The organism is Nostoc sp. (assembly GCF_036916575.1).
In the GTDB taxonomy this organism is placed as follows: Bacteria; Cyanobacteriota; Cyanobacteriia; order Cyanobacteriales; family Nostocaceae; genus Nostoc.
Genome location: NZ_JBALGC010000104.1, coordinates 112,239 through 130,548 on the forward strand (window position 1 = coordinate 112,239; position 18,310 = coordinate 130,548).

At 42.8% G+C, this 18,310-nt stretch carries 15 protein-coding genes and 1 pseudogene; 6 read left to right on the forward strand and 10 right to left on the reverse strand.

All coding sequences use genetic code 11. The features are described 5' to 3' along the window. Positions 1-81: 81 nt before the first annotated feature. Positions 82-315, forward strand: a pseudogene (locus tag V7L29_RS21875) (IS4 family transposase); the annotation flags it as partial. 114 nt (positions 316-429) lie between these two features. Here V7L29_RS21875 and V7L29_RS21880 read toward each other — a convergent pair. Further along, positions 430-561, reverse strand: a complete 132-nt coding sequence (locus tag V7L29_RS21880) for a hypothetical protein (protein WP_334736787.1) — start codon at positions 559-561, stop codon at positions 430-432. A 316-nt stretch (positions 562-877) separates the two neighbouring features. Between V7L29_RS21880 and V7L29_RS21885 the strand changes: the two genes are divergently transcribed. Then, positions 878-2,656 (forward strand): hypothetical protein, encoded by a 1,779-nt coding sequence (locus tag V7L29_RS21885; RefSeq protein ID WP_334736788.1) that lies wholly within the window; start codon positions 878-880, stop codon positions 2,654-2,656. 258 nt (positions 2,657-2,914) lie between these two features. Here the strand turns inward: V7L29_RS21885 and V7L29_RS21890 are convergent, their stop codons facing one another. The 8 genes from V7L29_RS21890 to V7L29_RS21925 all read right to left on the reverse strand — a co-directional run bounded on the left by V7L29_RS21890 (position 2,915) and on the right by V7L29_RS21925 (position 10,919). Beyond that, positions 2,915-4,543: a mucoidy inhibitor MuiA family protein gene (locus V7L29_RS21890; RefSeq protein WP_334736789.1), complete on the reverse strand. Its 1,629-nt coding sequence runs from the start codon at positions 4,541-4,543 to the stop codon at positions 2,915-2,917. Positions 4,544-4,684: 141 nt separating this feature from the next. After that, entirely contained in the window at positions 4,685-5,632 is a 948-nt protein-coding gene (locus V7L29_RS21895; protein WP_334691925.1) for a LysR family transcriptional regulator, read from the reverse strand. A gap of 253 nt (positions 5,633-5,885) precedes the next feature. After that, positions 5,886-6,674, reverse strand: a complete 789-nt coding sequence (locus tag V7L29_RS21900; protein WP_334691924.1) for a BMC domain-containing protein — start codon at positions 6,672-6,674, stop codon at positions 5,886-5,888. A 56-nt stretch (positions 6,675-6,730) separates the two neighbouring features. Continuing rightward, on the reverse strand, positions 6,731-7,504 hold the full coding sequence (locus V7L29_RS21905; RefSeq protein ID WP_334736790.1) for a transferase: 774 nt from the start codon (positions 7,502-7,504) through the stop codon (positions 6,731-6,733). Positions 7,505-7,731: 227 nt separating this feature from the next. Beyond that, positions 7,732-9,750, reverse strand: a complete 2,019-nt coding sequence (locus V7L29_RS21910) for a ribulose bisphosphate carboxylase small subunit (RefSeq protein ID WP_334736791.1) — start codon at positions 9,748-9,750, stop codon at positions 7,732-7,734. 113 nt (positions 9,751-9,863) lie between these two features. Further along, entirely contained in the window at positions 9,864-10,166 is a 303-nt protein-coding gene (locus V7L29_RS21915; RefSeq protein ID WP_322729866.1) for a EutN/CcmL family microcompartment protein, read from the reverse strand. A gap of 6 nt (positions 10,167-10,172) precedes the next feature. Further along, on the reverse strand, positions 10,173-10,517 hold the full coding sequence (locus V7L29_RS21920; RefSeq protein WP_039748664.1) for a carbon dioxide-concentrating mechanism protein CcmK: 345 nt from the start codon (positions 10,515-10,517) through the stop codon (positions 10,173-10,175). A gap of 93 nt (positions 10,518-10,610) precedes the next feature. Beyond that, a complete protein-coding gene (locus V7L29_RS21925) occupies positions 10,611-10,919 on the reverse strand; it encodes a carbon dioxide-concentrating mechanism protein CcmK (RefSeq protein ID WP_015209255.1) in 309 nt (102 codons plus the stop codon). A gap of 657 nt (positions 10,920-11,576) precedes the next feature. Between V7L29_RS21925 and V7L29_RS21930 the strand changes: the two genes are divergently transcribed. The 3 genes from V7L29_RS21930 (at position 11,577) to V7L29_RS21940 (ending at position 16,370) form a co-directional block, all read left to right on the forward strand. Further along, positions 11,577-13,433 (forward strand): NAD(P)H-quinone oxidoreductase subunit F, encoded by a 1,857-nt coding sequence (locus tag V7L29_RS21930; RefSeq protein ID WP_334736792.1) that lies wholly within the window; start codon positions 11,577-11,579, stop codon positions 13,431-13,433. Positions 13,434-13,590: 157 nt separating this feature from the next. Then, entirely contained in the window at positions 13,591-15,096 is a 1,506-nt protein-coding gene (locus V7L29_RS21935) for an NADH-quinone oxidoreductase subunit M (RefSeq protein WP_334736793.1), read from the forward strand. 143 nt (positions 15,097-15,239) lie between these two features. Next, complete coding sequence (locus tag V7L29_RS21940) at positions 15,240-16,370, forward strand: CO2 hydration protein (protein ID WP_334736794.1); 1,131 nt, start codon at positions 15,240-15,242, stop codon at positions 16,368-16,370. A 17-nt stretch (positions 16,371-16,387) separates the two neighbouring features. Here the strand turns inward: V7L29_RS21940 and V7L29_RS21945 are convergent, their stop codons facing one another. Continuing rightward, positions 16,388-17,110, reverse strand: a complete 723-nt coding sequence (locus V7L29_RS21945) for a Uma2 family endonuclease (protein ID WP_334736795.1) — start codon at positions 17,108-17,110, stop codon at positions 16,388-16,390. A gap of 158 nt (positions 17,111-17,268) precedes the next feature. Between V7L29_RS21945 and V7L29_RS21950 the strand changes: the two genes are divergently transcribed. Continuing rightward, entirely contained in the window at positions 17,269-18,306 is a 1,038-nt protein-coding gene (locus tag V7L29_RS21950) for a serine/threonine protein kinase (RefSeq protein WP_334736796.1), read from the forward strand. Positions 18,307-18,310: the final 4 nt, after the last annotated feature.

Genomic DNA, 18,310 nt, shown 5'->3' on the forward strand with positions numbered 1-18,310 from the left:
CGGCAAGTGTCTCAGTGCTATAAGTTTAGCGTAGCAGTGTGAAAAAATTATTGGCGAAGGCGATGTGTAGACACTGATTATTTATATCGCCGACGTTGGCGAATTTAAGAAGCTTTTTATTCGGTTAAACGTTTATTGGGACTGTCTTATTTTGGGACTGATTCTATTAATGGTGTCAAGCTACAAGTGTATGCTATTTGGTTATTTTATGCCGTCTTAGTTGATTTAAAAGACGCGGTTGCTGATGAATTATTTCTGCCATTTGACCGCATTTATTTGGAGATGATTTATCGAGGACTCTATCATTTTAGTGTTACTTAGTCTAAGCCGCAACTGAGAATTACCTGTATCTCTGACTGCGTTATAACTTTGGCGTGTCCGTGGCAATTTATTTTCACCGCGCTTACTGTAGACCCTGCGCTCCACAGCCTACAATGTTTCGATACCTGATAAATATAACTGTTTGACCAAGATTAGCGATCGCCCAATAGGCAATACCCAATCCCCAATACCTAATGCCTGATGCCCAATGTGGTCAAGCCAGCAGCGACTTGAATGCAAACTTCGATTGCCTCAGCGAAAAAGAGGGAATGGTTTGATGTAGCTAATGAGTTGGTTGAAGAGCATTTAGAAACTAATACGGTTCAGTTAAGGATTTTTGGTACTGATTTTAGACTTGTAGAGGCGTGTTAGCGGAGCGCAACGAATTTCAATTTCGCATATTTACCAAGGATTTTGGGCTTAACTGAACGGTATTGTTTTCCATGTGTGAGGACAATAAAAGCGCGATACCTGCGGCTTGTTCACAAGTTGTAGTAATATCAAGACAAACCTTAAACGCAATTTTTATACACTTAAAAAAATCGGAGTCATATTAATGGCTACATTTACTGTTACTAATACCAACAACAGTGGTGCAGGTTCACTACGGCAGGAAATTTTAGATGCCAATGCCCTGACAGGAAAAGATATCATCGATTTTGGTGGACTGTTTAATGATGGGCTGGCTCATGCCATCAGTCTGACTGGTAGTGGTATGAGTATCACAAATGACCTTACTATTGAAGGGATAAATCCGAACTTACTAACTATTAAGGATAATAGTGCTTCCCGTGTTTTTGACATGAAAAGTGGTGTAACAGCTACAATCAACGGCTTGACTATTACTAATAGTTACAATGGCGCATCAGGAGGTGGTGCTATTTCCAATGATGGCGTTCTTATCTTAAACAACTGTATCATCACTGGCAACAGAGTAAACTACAACGCAATAGACTACGGAACCATGGTGAGCAGGGGCAGCGGCATTTACAACACTGGCAGCCTTACAGTGAATCACTGCACCATCACAGGCAACACAGTGGTTAAAGGCAGCGGCGGCGGTGGCGGCATTTCCAGCGATGGCAGCCTCACAGTCAACAATAGCAACATCACTGACAATTCGGCGGATTTTGGCGGCGGCATTGACAATTTCAACCTACAAGCAGTACCTTACGGCGGCATTTCCAGCGATGGCAGCCTCACAGTCAACAACAGCAGCCTCACAGTCAACAACAGCAACATCACTGGCAATACAGCAACAGGTGGACCCTACAGCGGTGGGAGCGGCGGCGGCATTTCCAGCGATGGCAACCTCACAGTCAACAATAGCAACATCACTGGCAACACAGCAGAATCTGGTGGTGGAGGCGGCATTTCTAACAGCAGTAATGACTCCAATAGTTTCACAGTGAACTATAGCAACATCACTGGCAACACAGCAGAATCTGGAGGCGGCATTATCAACATTGGAGGAGACACACGTGTACTATCACCGAGTATCCTTACGGTCAACCACAGCACTATTACTGGCAACACGGTGAATGGGAGGTACGCCAGTGGTGGTGGTATTTACAACAATGACAGTTGCACTGTTAATTTAAACTACAGTATTATCAGTGACAACACTGCGAATGGGAAGTACAGTGCTGATGGCGCTTACGGTGGTGGTGGCATTTTCAATAATGGCATCCTATCGGTAAAGTACAGCACTATCACTGGCAACACTGTGAATGGTGAGTACGGCGATGGCGATGGTGGTGGCATTTACAATAGGCAGAGCGTATCGGTAAGTAAGAGTACTATTAGTGATAATTATGCTAGCGACTACGGCGGTGGTATCTACAACTTTTACACTGGCAATTATAGTAATTCAGGAGGCAGTGTTACCGTGAGTTATAGCAGCATTAGTGGCAATACAGCAGGGACAGCCGGCGGTGGCATTTACAATGATAGCTTCTACGACCAGTACACGAACACCGCTCAACGAGGTATTGTTGCGGTAGATTATAGTACCCTTAGTGACAATCAGGCACATTTTGGTGGTGGCATCTATAATGATGGCACTCTAACAGTGGGCAACAGCACTATCAAGCATAATAAAGCTTTCGGAATCGAACTCACTTCTGGTACTTACGAGTCTGGTGATGGTGGCGGCATTTACAACAATTCTACTTATGGCACTACCACAGTGGACTACAGTACCATCGCTTGTAACTTTGACACACCACAAAAGGATTCAACTAAGGTTATTAAGCATGATGATGTGGCAGGTAACTTCATCAACAAGGGACATAACTGGATTGGCAGTCTCAATGGCAGTACAGGCTTTTCATAATTAAGCAAGTTGGTGTTAAAAAATTAAATAATGTAACAAGATGTAAAATATCAGTTGACAGAAATTTGCCTCAAATTAAATTATTTAGGTTATCGACTCAAACGAGGAGCAAAAGTTTTACCTCAAAAAAAATCCCAGAAACCAATTTTAGTTGTGAAATCATAAATAGAAAGTTGGAAATCAAAAACAAGTTTTTGAATCGAACCATTGTTTCTAACTGAACAATTAGTATTAGAATAGAATCAGGAAAACTTGATTCTAAATATCTAACCCAACCACAGTTAATTCAGGCGGATGTTCAACATTAAACTGGTAATATATCTCTCGTTGCTCCTGTGGTGGAAAAGTTAACTGCCATTCTAAAATCCCCATTTCGCCCAGTTGAATTTGCGGGTTGCTACGGCTGAGGCGCACTTTAATTTGTTCGTCGCGACTAACTGGCAATTGTTCAGTTACTTTCAGATTTACTTGTTTATCTAATAAATTAATAATTATTAACCGATAAGTATAAGTAATCCGACGCTGGTTGCTAATTAATCTTTTGTCTACCAGACGTTCAACTAAGTCGCGCTCAATTTTTAAACCTTCATCAATCCCTAAGTTCAGTTTGAATTCTTGCCCTGGTGCAATATTATCTAACTGAGTTGTCCCAATAAAAACGTTATCGCGGAAAATATTCGCTTTACCTGGTAACAAAGTTGCACCGTTGGAACTATTTTTCACATTAGCTTGTAGATAAGCGAAGCTTACCAAGCGCGGCATTGCCACATAATCAAAATTACAAGGATAATCATTATTGAAAATTGTAGTTTTATGGGGTGCGCCATCACTGGGAATGTTACCACCACCATTCAATTTAAAGGTAACTACACTCCCTTCTTTGGATACTTCTGCTGCAACGGTTTCTGCTGGGATAAGACCATCCTCTGTAACTTCGTCTTCTGCTTGCCAATCTGCTCTGGCAGCAGAAGCAGGCGGATCTGCTATGCTAGGCAGCAGTGGTGGCTGGGCAGCAAATCGTTGTCGCACTCTTTGGAGACGTGGGGCATCAATATACCAGGGATCAAGTTTGGGTGGAAGTGTACCTAATCCCGGTTTAGCGGTGGAAAGGGTGAGATTTGCACCAATCCAATCTTCGCCACTGCTTTGGATGATTTCTGCAAGGTAGCTTAAATGCACAATATCGCTGGTAGTGCTAAAGCGCAAGTCATAAAGCGGAGTCCAACTAGCGCGATTCACTAAGTATGATAGCTCTAATTCAAATTCGCCTTCACTTGTAACTTCAACTGCCACAACTAAACTAAAACTCTCTTTCGGATGGGGCGTTTGGATTTTTTGCAATGAGGTGCGGAGTGCTTGCAGTTGTTTGTCTAATTCCTGCTGTTGGGTTTTGCACTCTCCAGATGCGATCGCATACTCACTATACTGGCTTCCGAGAAAGTTGAGGAAATCCAAAGTTTCGCTGAGGCTGAGATTTTTCCGAGACAAACTTTGTGAAAAGGGTTCTTCTGTTTTTTCCCGTAAGCCTGCGATAAAACTAGACTGCAATGCTAAAGCATCCACTTGGGCTTGCAGATGGCGTTTTTCTGCTTCTAGTTGCTGAATTTGCCTTGTAAAATGTGCTACTCGCTCCGCTACAGGTTCAGTAGTGTAGATGCGATCACTACTTACTCCCACCAAGCGCACCCCTACTGTTCCTGTACCGCTAACCCTGACAGACTCAGTTTCTAGAGTTCCTGGCACTGGGGTAATTACTAATTCCTGTTCAATTCCTGTTAAAGAAACTACACCTCGCCTTATAACTAATGCTCTGTCAGAATACACGGTAACAGCTACAATCTCGCTTTGTACTGTTTTGCGCCAAGACGGCATTTCTGGGTTAACCACTGCCAGTTTTCCCCCATTCTTAATGATTCTGCTGGTTAATTGTCAATGCTTCCCGGTCTAACCGTCAACCCCTTTAAGTAATTTGTAATTCGTAATACTCGCCAAAGGTGAGAAGCAAGTTACGTAATTCATAATTACGAATTATTTTACCCATAATATTGGTTCAAGCGTACCAGAATGACTATTAGCATTTTGCTTGACAATATTTTTTGCCGCAGCCAAGAGATACTCATAATAGGCACGTGCAACGATAGATAGCTGTTTGCCAGATGGGTAAACCATGTACCAATTTCGCTGAATCGGGAAGTGTTGTACATTTAAAATGCTAAACTCTGAGGCGTCTAATAGTAAGGTATGACGGGATAAAACAGAAATTCCTAAACCACCTGCGATCGCTTGTTTAATTGCTTCGTTACTTCCCAATTCTAGCTTGACTTTTACCATCACCCCTTGTTCTTCAAATAGCTTTTGGACGGCGCGACGAGTTCCTGAACCTGGTTCCCGCATAATAAAAGGTTCGTTAGACAGGCGTTGTATAGGAATGTTTTTTTCCTTGGATAACGGATGATTATTCGGTGCAAAGACTATCAAAGGATTTTCTAAAAATGGTTCACAAGTCACATCTATATTGTCTGGAATTTGACTCATAATATATAAGTCGTCCAGATTCTGACTCATTCGTTCCAAAATTTGTTCGTGATTCGTTACTTGCAGCGAGATATCAATCCCTGGATAAAGTTCGCAAAACGGCCCTAACAAACGTGGAATAAAGTATTTTGCCGTTGTAATCACTGCCAAGCGTAATTGTCCCTGTTTTAGCCCTTTTAAATCTGCCACCTTCATTTCATACTGGGCTATATTGTCAAAAATCTGCCGACAAGTGGCAAATAATTCCCGTCCTGCTTCCGTCAGATACAACCGCTTCCCCACTTGCTCAAATAATGGCAAACCTACCGATTTTGTGAGTTGCTTGATCTGCATAGAAACGGTAGGTTGGGTGAGAAACAATTCTTCAGCTGCACGAGTAAAGCTACTGTGTCGTGCCGCCGCCTCGAACACCTTTAACTGATGCAGCGTCGCTTGGTTCAAGGGTAATTCTCCTGTATATAGCGATTTATAGATATAAAACTAGTATTGCTGAACACTGGCAAATGATATAGTGATGCTCACAGAAAGTTACGAGGTTTATCATAGATAAAACTCTATATTTCCTATTAAAAGAAAGGTATTTTATTTATGGATTGAAGAAGCTATTATTCAGAATAGCTAAAGCGTAAGATGCCTTCCATCTAAACGATGAATGTTGAATGCTGAATGTAGATTTTCCCCAATTCATCATTCATCATTCATCATTCCATAATTCTTCTGTAACTTTTGTAGGTAGCTTGGTTAAATCTGGTAATCTTAGTACCTCGATTTCGGCAACTTGTTCTTTAATATTCACTGGCAAGTTTAATGGTTGGCGTTGTTCTATCCAGCAGCTTGCTAATGGCAAGGTTTGTTCCATTTCGTCCAGTGGTCGGGGAATTACCATCACTGCATTTAATTCTCCAATGCGTTCTGCCTCAAACATTCCTGCTTCCACTGCTACCGCCACATTTGCTACGGAACCACGAATAATGGCTGTACACAAACCCGCACCAATTTTTTCATAGGCTGCCAAATGAACATCAGCAGCTTTGAGCATGGCATCACACGCTCCTACCATCGCTGGAAATCCTCGCGTTTCTACCAGACCAATTGCTTGATTACTCAGACGGCTAGAATTGCCCTCTTGCATCAATTTAGTGAAACGGGTTGTGATGGGAAGCACTATATCTAGGTTGGGATAAGGTCGGGGAATCACCAAACTAGAAACTAACTGACCAAACTGTTCAGCAGTTTGCACACCTGATTCTACAGCCAGACGCACATCCGCAATTCCACCCCGGACGATAGCAGTACAATGACCGCCGCCAATTTTTTCATATCCAACTAGGTGAACTCCCGCTGATTTCAGCATCATATCCGCTGTACCAACTATTGCTGGAAAGCTGCGGGTAGAAACTAAACCTAAAGCAGTATCCTGAAAGGTGTCTTGAATACTCGCTCCCTGGCTGGAACTCATAGACCGTTGATTATATGTTTCCATGTGAATTCTCCAAGATACGGAAAAAGCGGACAACTTACAATTAACACTTACTCGGACTAATCGTCAGAGTTTGGGTCGCTCAAGGATTGTCTATGAGGAAACAATGTGGTCAATAGTCTGTGTATGCTCCCTTGCCCATAAATTTGAGTCCCGAAACCGTTAGGGGATTCTGTGGTTAGCTGATTGGGGTCTGAGTCATGTTTTGTAGACTCTTGAGGAGCTTCTTGCAAGGTGGAATCAGGATTATTGGCTGGTTCCTCCACGGGAGGAGACTGACTTTCTGGAGTGGGGGGAGATTTAAAGTAAGAAATCGACTTGTTTTGTTTGAAATCTACAACAGCTGAAGCTGAGAAGTTAGTTGAGGAAATTATTTTTTCCTTAACTCCACCTGAGCCATTTTCCTCTTCCTTCTGCGGTGGTGCATTTGTAGAAGCTGAATTATTTGTAGATGATTCCGGTTGTTTTATCTGAGCAATCTGCCGACTGGTGTCTCCTAAAATGGAACCAGGTGGTACTACTTGTCCAGGTTCAACTGAATAGTTAAAAACTGTTGTCGCTGAACCAATGCAAGCATTTGCCCCAATTTTGCCTTTGCCAACCATCAAAAAACCAGCTCCCAGGTTTGCGCCTGCTTCTACCTCTAGAGTGCCTTCATGGACTTGGAGAATTGCTCCCATACCAATACAGACCCCTGGCCCAATGATAATCTTGCTGTTCACAGCCGCTTGGAGGATCACCCCAGGTGCAAGTACCGCGCTTGGATGAATAGTCACCTCACCACTAATGTAAAAATCAAAGTTGTTGCTGAGGCGCAGTGGCGGCACAGACATGAAAATTTTAACCTCAGAAGCCGGAAAATAGAGAGTTAGGAATTACAAGTGAGGAGTGAGGAGTTAGGAGTGACGAATTAAGAATTTTTAGATGAGAGTTTTGATTCAAAGTTTATTTATAACTTTTAACTCCTAACCGGAGCTTCGGAGTCTCCGGCTTTGCTCCTAATTCATAACTTTTAACTCCTAACCGGAGCTTCGGAGTCTCCGGCTTTGCTCCTAATTTCTTATGGACGTTGGATAATCGTTTCTAATACCCGGCGCTTGGCTTTGGGGTCAATCCCAATTAAGCGGACATATTCCCCTTGATATTCGCCGAGGTGTTTTTCTACAGCTGCGATCGCTTCTCTTTCTGAGGATGCTTGAATGTGACCGATACTAGTCCAGGAACCTATACGGAATCGCCGTTGATCTACGTGTTCAAGGCTAATTTTTGAGCCGCTAGCCAATAATTGCCGGAGTTGGTCTACGACTTCACTACTCAAGCGGGTATTGGTAGCTGTTGCTGTTGCTGTAGTATAGGATGGACTGCTACTGCTACTAAATGATTTCTGACTGCTAGATGAGGCTACTTGATCGTTTGGACGTTGGATAATAGTCTCTAATACCCGCCGTTTGGCTTTGGGGTCAATACCAATTAAGCGTACATATTCCCCTTCGTATTCACCGAGGTGTGCTTCTATAGCTGCGATCACTTCTCTTTCTGAGGAGGCTTGGATTTGACCGATACTAGTCCAGGAATTTATACGGAAGCGGCGCTCATCCACGTGTTCAAGGCTAATTTTAGACCCGCTAGCCAATAATTGCCGGAGTTGGTCTACTACTTCAGAATTCAAGCGCTTACTGCTAGCTGTTCCTGTACCAGAGGGTGCTGCACTACTAGTAAATGATTTATGACTACCAGAGGAAGCTACTTGACCATTTGGACGTTGGATAATGGTCTCTAATACCCGCCGTTTGGCTTTGGTGTCAATACCGATTAAACGTACGTACTCGCCTTGATGACTTGCGATACATTCTTCCAAAGCGGAGATGACTTGATTTGTTGAAGTTGCTTCAATTGGCTTGCAACTAGTCCAGGAACCAGTGCGGAAACGCCGCTCATCTACGTGTTCCATGCCAATTTTATAACCACCTGCCAATAGTTGGCGAATTTGCTCTAGAGTTTCGCCATTGACTTGGCCACTGCTAGAACCGTTACCATTACCATTACTGCTGTAGCTCCTGTAACTGCTATAACTGCTATTACCATGACTAGTTGGCGCTTTAAAGCTGGTAGCTGATTTTGGATCATCATCGGGACGTTGGATGATAGCTTCTAGCACGCGCCGTTTACCTTTGTCAATCCCAAACAATCGGACATACTCGCCACTATGGTTTTGTAAACAGCTTTCTAATGCTGCGATCGCTTCATCGAGCGATCTGGTTTCGATTGGTTGACAACTAGTCCAAGAACCCGTACGGAAACGTCTTTGGTCTACATGTTCCGTACCAATTTTATATCCTTGCCCCAACAGATACCGCAACTGATCTATTGTTTCTCCACCCAAGCTATTGCTCGACACTTCACTACTCCTTTCCAACTCTAAAACAGTAATACCATTACCTGTATAAGATTTAGCGTTTTCATCCCGAATGGGTGCTATACATTTAGTATCCGCAGCACAGAGATAACCAGCTCGTAATGCTTGATTAATTCCAACCACATGATGAGCAAATTCTTTATCTTGATCTTGCACATCTGGCAAACGGTCAGCTTGCTGCTGGCTGGTAATTATCGCTCCCGAAGGTACATACTTACCAGAGGGAATCTCTACGTCTTGAATCAAAGCGTGCATCATCACGATGCAACCTGCACCCACCCTGGCATTAAACACCGTAGAGCGAAAGCCAATGAAGGAATTATCACCTACATAAGCTGGCCCGTGAATTAGAGCCATGTGGGTAATGCAAGCGTTTTTACCAATCCATACTGAGTATTTATTTTGGTCATCGCCAATTACTCGGCCTTGCTCCAACCCATGAATGACAACACCATCTTGAATATTGGTGTTTTCACCCAGATAAAAAGGTGTGCCTTCATCTGCTCTAATCGTAGTCCCCGGAGCAACGATTACATTTGCACCTATTCGTACATCCCCAATTAGATTGGAGAATGAATGTACAAAGGCAGTTTCATGGATTTTTGGTTCAGCTAAATTCCTTGACCACGGGGTTGGGGGTGCCGCCGTGCTGCGGACTGCCATCGCGAGATTCCTCCTGTATTGTCATTTGTCAGTTGTCATTTGTCATTTGTCTTTTGTCATTTGTCGAGAGCTAATGACTAATGACTAATGGCTAATGACTAAATGACCAATGACTATCGATATTGATCTTTTTTGCTATAAATGAGGCGATCTTCAACGTGAATAGTATCGATGATCGCCACCACTACTGCATCTAATGGACGTTGTTCATTTCCAAGCACTTGACGAGCAACACTGCCACGACTGACAAGTACCCACTCATCTACTCCTGCTCCTACACTATCTGCTGCTACCTCATATTGTGGCAGGATGTTTCCGTCTTCATCCACTAATTGTAACAACAGTAGTTTTACACCTCTAAGACTTGGATCTTTTTGGGTACTAACTACTGTGCCGCGAACTTTGGCAACTTGCATTACAAATTACGGTCTTCTACCAAAAGGACGAATTGCATTCACATTTTCCCGGAATTGCTCTACGTCTTCGGTATAACGAATTGGGAGAACGTATTCCAAGTTTTCGTGAGGACGAGCAATGATATGAGTAGATAGCACTTGTCCGCCGTTGACTCGCTTTACAGATTCAACTCCTGCGCCCACGGAAGCTTGCACTTCCGACACGTCACCCCGGACAATCACTGTAACCCGACCACTACCGATTTTTTCATAGCCTACTAAAGTGACGCGGGCAGCTTTCACCATTGCGTCAGCAGCTTCCACTACTGCTGGAAAGCCAAGCGTTTCAACCATTCCTACTGCAATTGACATTAGTTTTAATCCCTATTTTGAAAAGTTTTTAGCCTTGGACAAAAGTGATGCTCAATTAGGCAAAGAGCGTTAATGACTTTGTTTAAACAGCTTTTAAGTGCGGAACTGTTCCACAGCTTCTGTGTAACGTATCGGTAAGACGTATTCTAGGTTTTCGTGGGGACGAGCAATGATGTGAGTGGATAACACTTCACCACCATTGACTCTTCTAGCAGCTTCAACCCCAGCCGCTACGGAAGCCTGGACTTCCGATACATCTCCCCTAACTATCACGGTGACGCGAGCGCTACCAATTTTCTCATATCCTACTAAAGTGACACGGGCGGCTTTCACCATCGCATCAGCAGCTTCTACAACTGCTGGAAAGCCTTTAGTTTCAATCATTCCAACTGCAATTGGCACCGCAGAACTCCTACAAAATTAATCCAATCTGTACTGTCGTTTGAAATTTTTGACGGGGAGAGCTTTATCTTAAGCTAAGAAAACACTTCCAAATTAAGCATAGGAAAGCTTGGCGTCCCTGGCAATATAAATTACTATAATAGTTTATGATAAGAAAGTTTTAAAAAACTTAACAAATATTTATCTGTGCTTTTGAGCAATTAAAGTTTACTGATTCCTAGAGCAGCCACTTATGCTTTATAATTTCTTTATCACATTTACAAAACGACATTCATAACCAAGGCTAATTCCATCTGCCGAGGGAGAAGCAGCGGCTGTATCTTATGCTGTCTCTATCTTTCGTGAAATTTCGTTATCTGCACAAGGACTAGGTGAAAAATATATAATTTTTTCAAATATATCGTATAAAGTAGTTTGCTCAAAGTAGAAATACAAATGTAAAAAGGTCGGTGAGGTTAAGGCAAGTAAATGCTTTTACGTATGTAAAGTTATATTTTATCGAAGTTTAATTAGGTAAACTAAAGTAAAAATACTTTTGAGAATTTAGTTGAAACAAAAAATAAAAAACATTGATGTTTGACTAAATTAATTTTTTTAAATAAATAATTGTCTGAAAGCTTTTTTCAAATCAAGGCTGAATCGTCAAGGTAAATTTAAATGAATCAATTTATATTTTCAACAAGTTGGTTTGTGCCTTTATATAGCTTATTGGGTGCAATTTTGACATTGCCGTGGGGAATAGGAATAATTCGGCAAACAGGACCAAGACCTGCGGCATACATCAACTTATTAACGACCGTTTTGGCTTTTGCCCATAGCCTGTTTGTATTTAAAAATATTTGGGATAAAGAACCAGAAAATTTACTGATCACTTGGTTCAAAGCTGCGGATTTAGACTTATCTTTAAGCTTGGAAGTATCGCCAATCAGCATTGGAGCAACAGTTTTAATTACAGGGTTAAGCTTACTGGCACAAGTTTACGCTCTGGGTTACATGGAAAAAGACTGGTCGTTGGCGCGTTTTTTTGGGCTGCTGGGATTTTTTGAAGCAGCGCTGAGTGGTCTAGCAATCAGTGATTCTTTGTTTGTTAGCTATGCGCTTTTAGAAGTCCTGACGCTTTCGACCTACTTGCTAGTGGGGTTCTGGTATGCTCAACCGCTAGTAGTGACAGCGGCGCGGGATGCGTTTTTAACCAAACGGGTGGGAGATTTGTTGCTGCTGATGGCTGTGGTAACGCTTTCCACCTTAGCCGGCAGTTTGAACTTTTCGGATTTATATGAGTGGGCGCAAACAGCTAATTTAAGCCCAATGACATCAACATTGCTGGGGTTGGCGTTAATTGCTGGGCCTGCTGGTAAATGTGCCCAATTTCCACTGCACCTGTGGTTAGATGAGGCGATGGAAGGGCCCAATCCTGCCTCGGTAATGCGAAACTCACTAGTAGTAGCTGGTGGTGCTTATCTTTTGTATAAATTGCAACCATTGTTAGCACTGTCGCCAGTTGCCTTGAATACCTTGGTAGTCATGGGCACGGTGACAGCGATTGGGGCCACATTAGTATCCATAGCTCAAATTGACATTAAGCGATCGCTATCTCATTCCACCAGTGCATACATGGGCTTAGTGTTTTTGGCGGTAGGGTTGCAGCAAGGGGGTGTAGCCTTGATGTTGCTCTTAACTCATGCGATCGCTAAAGCATTATTATTTATGAGTTCTGGTTCAGTCATCTTGACTACCCAAAGCCAAGACTTAACAGAAATGGGCGGTCTGTGGTCACGGATGCCAGCCACCACCACTGCCTATGTTGTTGGTTCAGCCGGGATGGTAACACTGCTACCATTGGGAAGCTTCTGGGCAATGCTAGCATGGGCTGACGGTTTCGTGAATATTAGCCCTTGGGTGATTGGGGTTTTAATATTGGTCAATGGTTTGACAGCATTGAATTTGACGAGAGTATTTAGATTAGTCTTCTGGGGTAAACCGCAACAAAAGACCCGTCGCACCCCAGAAGTTAGTTGGCAGATGGCCTTGCCAATGGTGATTCTCACAGTCTTGACTCTGCTTGTACCTTTGATGCTACAGCAATGGTACTTGCTACCTAATTGGGAAAGTATTAATTGGTATGTGGCGTTAGGGTTGTTTGGGTCTACCGTGGTGGGCGTAGGTGCAGGGTGTACAGTTTATCTGCATAAAGCTTGGTCAAGATCCAGAATATTGGCGTGGAGATTTCTGCAAGACTTGTTAGGTTATGATTTTTATATTGACCAAGTTTATCTTGTAACGGTGGTAAGTGCAGTGGCACTGCTATCTAAAATTTCTGCTTGGAGCGATCGCTACTTGGTTGACGGTTTAGTAAACTTGGTTGGGTTTGCGACAATTCTCGGCGGACAAACTTTAAAGTACAGTATTTCTGGGCAATCTCAGGGCTATATGTTGACCATCCTAGCAGTTGTCAGCGTCCTGGGTTTTTTCATCAGCTGGTCATCGGGTTTACTAGATAAATTGCCTTTTTAACTGAGTTAGGAGCAAAGCCGGAGACGCTTTGCCTCCGGTTAGGAGCAAAGCCGGAGACGCTTTGCCTCCGGTTAGGAGTTAAAAGTTATTATTCTCTCCCTGCTCCCCCTTTCCCCTGCTCAAGAACAGCTTCCCCTGCTCTCCTTACCTGAATTCTATGCTTAGTGTTTTAATTTTAGTGCCGTTAATCGGCGCAGCTTTGATTGGTTTCTGGCCCTCTGGTATCAGTGGTAAATTCGCCCGTGGGGTGGCTTTGGTCTTTGCCAGTATCGCTTTCTTGTGGACAATCGTACTAGCAATTCAGTTCCATCCAGGGGAAATTACTCAACAGTTTGCCGAGTCTTTCCTTTGGGTAGATGTTTTAGGCTTGAACTATAACCTTGGGATAGATGGTTTATCTTTGCCGTTGCTAGTTTTGAATGGACTATTGACTTGCATTGCTATCTACAGCAGTGATGAATCCCTACAGCGTCCTAAATTTTATTACTCTTTGATACTATTATTAAGCGTTGGCGTGACTGGAGCCTTTCTAGCACAGGATTTACTGCTATTTTTCCTGTTTTACGAATTGGAACTAATTCCGCTGTATCTGTTGATAGCTATTTGGGGTGGTGCCAAGCGGGGTTATGCTGCAACCAAATTTCTTATTTATACCGCTGTTTCCGGAATCTTGATTTTGGCAAGTTTCCTCGGCATAGTTTGGCTGAGTGGTTCGTCTAACTTTGCACTAGCAACCTTGAACACGACAACTTTGCCTCTAGCAACACAGCTTTTACTGCTAGCAGGAATTTTGGTAGGTTTCGGGATAAAAATTCCCTTAGTTCCCTTCCATACTTGGTTGCCAGATGCTCACGTTGAAGCTTCCACACCGATTTCAGTGCTGTTGGCTGGGGTGCTATTGAAGTTGGGAACTTACGGCTTACTGCGATTTGGCATGAACTTGTTACCAGAAGCTTGGAATTATGTTGCTCCTTGGTTAGCAATTTGGGCAGTAGTAAGTGTACTGTATGGTTCATCCTGCGCGATCGCCCAAACCGATATGAAAAAAATGGTGGCATACAGTTCTATTGGACACATGGGCTATGTGCTTTTAGCCGCGGCGGCGGCTACACCCTTAAGTGTGTTGGGTGCTGTGATGCAAATGATCAGCCACGGCTTGATTTCGGCAATGCTGTTTTTGCTGGTGGGCGTTGTATATCAAAAAGCCGGCAGCCGGGATTTAGAAATCATCAGAGGACTGCTGAACCCAGAACGCGGTATGCCGGTAATCGGTAGCTTGATGATTGTGGGAGTCATGGCCAGCGCAGGTATACCAGGAATGTTGGGATTTATTTCCGAATTCGTAGTTTATCGGGGTAGTTTTGCAGTTTTTCCAGTACAAACACTGCTGTGCATGATTGGTACGGGTTTAACAGCGGTTTACTTCCTATTACTTATGAACCGCGCCTTTTTTGGTCGTTTATCTTCACCTGTTGTCAACTTACCACGCGTGTATTGGAGCGATCGCCTTCCAGCTGCAATTTTAGCCTTACTAATTGTAATTTTTGGCATCCAGCCATCTTGGTTAGCACGCTGGACTGAACCAACAATTACAGCAATGGTTAATACTCAAAACGTAGTAGCAACGGTGTCCTTGGATAAGAGAATCGGAAATGGGAAGTAGGGAGTGGGGAGTGAGGAGATGAGGGAGATGGGGGAGACAAGGGAGAGGTAGAAGGCAAGGGAGACAAGGGAGAAAGATTGCTACCTTGTCCTCCTTGTCCTCTTCCCCATGCTTAATACCCAATACTTAATGGAGAACTTGCAATGGTAACTATTAAAAAGAAATTCACTAACGAACCTTTACCTGAGTTTATTGAACGCCTGCAAACAGGACAGGCATTACTTACTGATACTCCAGAAAATGTGGTGGAAGTAGTTGGTATTCTCAAAAGCTATGGCGTAGTTATAGATGCCTATTCAGTAAATCTCAATTATATTGCCGAACATCAGTTTTTAGTATTTTTCCCATTTTTTAAATACTTTAATGGAGAAGTATCTTTTCAGAAATTACTTCGTCACTGGTGGCACAATCGCATTAATTTTGAATATGCCGAGTATTGCATGAAAGGCATGATGTGGCACGGTGGCGGCGGTTTAGATACATATTTAGATACAAAAGAATTTCAAGAAAGAGCGAAAGCTGTCATCATAGCTAAATTTAAAAATAATCCTTTAATTTTAGGCATTAATCAACTGTTTCCAGATTTTTTGACCGAACAGTTACGCGTTTCTGCTTACTACACTGGTTTAGGTCAATTTTGGCGAGTCATGGCTGATATTTTCCTCAGCTTATCAGACCGCTACGACAAAGGCGAAATCAAATCAATTCCCCAAATTGTAGACCATATTAAAGCAGGGTTAGTGGAAAATGCATCCAAGCCAATTACCTACACTGTCAAAGTTCGGGAAAAACTCTATGAAATCATTCCTGAAGACGTTGGTTTAACTTTCTTAGCAGACACAGCAATACCTTATGTAGAAGCAGTTTTCTTTAGGGGAACACCTTTCCAGGGCACAGTTTCATACAACGCTCAAGCTTATCAAATATCCCCAGATCAAAGTCGATTCCAGTATGGCGCATTATACGCCGATCCTTTACCCATCGGCGGTGCAGGTATTCCTCCTACCTTGTTGATGCAAGATATGCGTCATTATCTTCCAGAGTACTTGCATGAAATTTATCGTCGCAGCCTCCGGGGTGAAGATGATTTGCGAGTGCAAATTTGTATGACTTTCCAAAAATCGATGTTTTGCGTGACCACAGCAGCGATTTTAGGACTGGCGCCTTATCCAATAGATACTAAAGATCCATTTGAGGAAAAAGCGAATCGAGTTTATTTCGCAAAGTGGATGAGTCGCTTAGAAACTTCCCGATTGCTGGATGTGAATAAATAGTTGACTTTTACTCAAAATTATGCATTTGGTTCAATGCCTAGAGAGCGCAATTGTTCAGCTAGGCGATCGGCCCTTTGGCGTTCTTGTTCGGCTCTTTCTTCGCCCGTCAACAACAAATTACCTTGTAAATCCCACCAGCGTAGCCAAGGTAATTCCATATTCTGATATTGTCCCTGCCATATACCTAACTCAGCCTCTAAAGGAGGTATAGGATAATGTCCATGTTCATTTGCTGTTAATAAATGATATTCTCCACCAATTAATTCATAAACTTCCACACTGGCTTTATTAACTTCATAAATGCCGTAGAAGGGAGGACGAATCACCTGTTCATAAATCCAAAATTTCCCCTTCCAAGGAGTTTTATCTCGCTCCTGGGTACCATCTCCAAAAACAAATTCCAATACAATCAATGGGGCAATAAACTCTCGCCATAGTACATAAGACCTCCGGGTTTGCCCATCAAGAGTAGGCGGTACATTGCCTACATAGAACCAATCTGGTGCCTCTGCGCCTTTTTCTGGAGGGTCAGTTATCCGCCAGTAGATACTGCTATCTTGACCAATGCAGTATTGCCCATCAGGATGACGCTTTTCCAATATCGGTTTAATAGAGTCGGTAAGGAGAATACTTTGGGGATGTTCCTGAAAGTTTTTCACGAATGTACCGTCAGACTCAGGAAGTTGTGTATGGTCTGGGAACGGGGTGAGGTCGGTGAATAAATCGGTTGCAGAGGTCATAAGGTTACCTTTGCAGGAGTAAGGGTTGTTTTTTAGTTTAGCAAGCACAGACGTAAAGCGGCTTACCGTGGACATCGTAGTATTTCTGTAAAGCTAGGCTACGGTTCTTCAAGCTTTATTATGTGAAAATTAATATAAGTATTTTGGGAGCTACAAATGTGGCTTGGGTAAAAGGTGATCGCTTGCAAGGTGGAAAATACACCATTGAAAAAGAGTTAGGAAGAGGACGTTTTGGCATCACCTATTTGGTCAAAAATCAGAATAGCGATCGCCAAGTCATTAAAACTTTAAATGACGATTTACTAAATTCCCTAAACCAGTTGGAACGCGGACGACTGGAAACGATGTTTTGGCAAGAAGCGGTAAAACTTACTCAATGTAAACACAAACATATAGTGCAGGTTGCACAACCGTTCAAAGAAGGAGAACACTGGTGTTTAGTAATGGAATATGTGGATGGAGTGAGTTTAGCTGACCGTCGCCAACAAATACTTTCTGAATCAGAGGCTTTACGCTATATTCAACAAATTGGAGAAGCGCTGATCGAAGTACATAAAAATCGGTTGATTCATCGGGATGTGCATCCAGGAAATATCTTTTTACGAGTGCGAGAAGGACAGCCTGAAGCAGTGCTAATAGATTTTGGTTTAGCTCTCGATTTCGACCATATCTTAACCACAAGTAGAACAAAGGAAACTTCTGAGGGATTTACACCGCCTGAGCTTTATGCTCAACATACTAAACCAACTGGAGCATATAGCGATGTCTATTCTTTAGCAGCAACTCTTTATGTACTTCTGACTGGAAAAACACCAGTCAGTGCGCTCAAACGCAAGGTAGACAACGCTCCTTTAGTGGAACCGAAAAAACATAATCCTCAGATTAACGATCGCACAAACCGCGCGATTTTAACAGGTATGAAGCTAGACCCAAAACAGCGATCGCAGTCAATGCGAGAATGGCTCGATTCTTTGGGACTGACTGGGGAAACTCCTATACCTGCGTCAATACCCTCTAAACCTAACTCAAATTGGGATAAAAAAATTCAGTTTTGGACTGTGATTATAGCGGCGATCGCAGCTTTAGGAGGCTTACTTGCAGGGGCGGGTGCTGTGATGGATAAATTAAAATCCCCTTCGTCTAATAATAGTCCACCATCAGTATCTCCCAATCCCTCATCTAGCAAAACACCGTAGAATT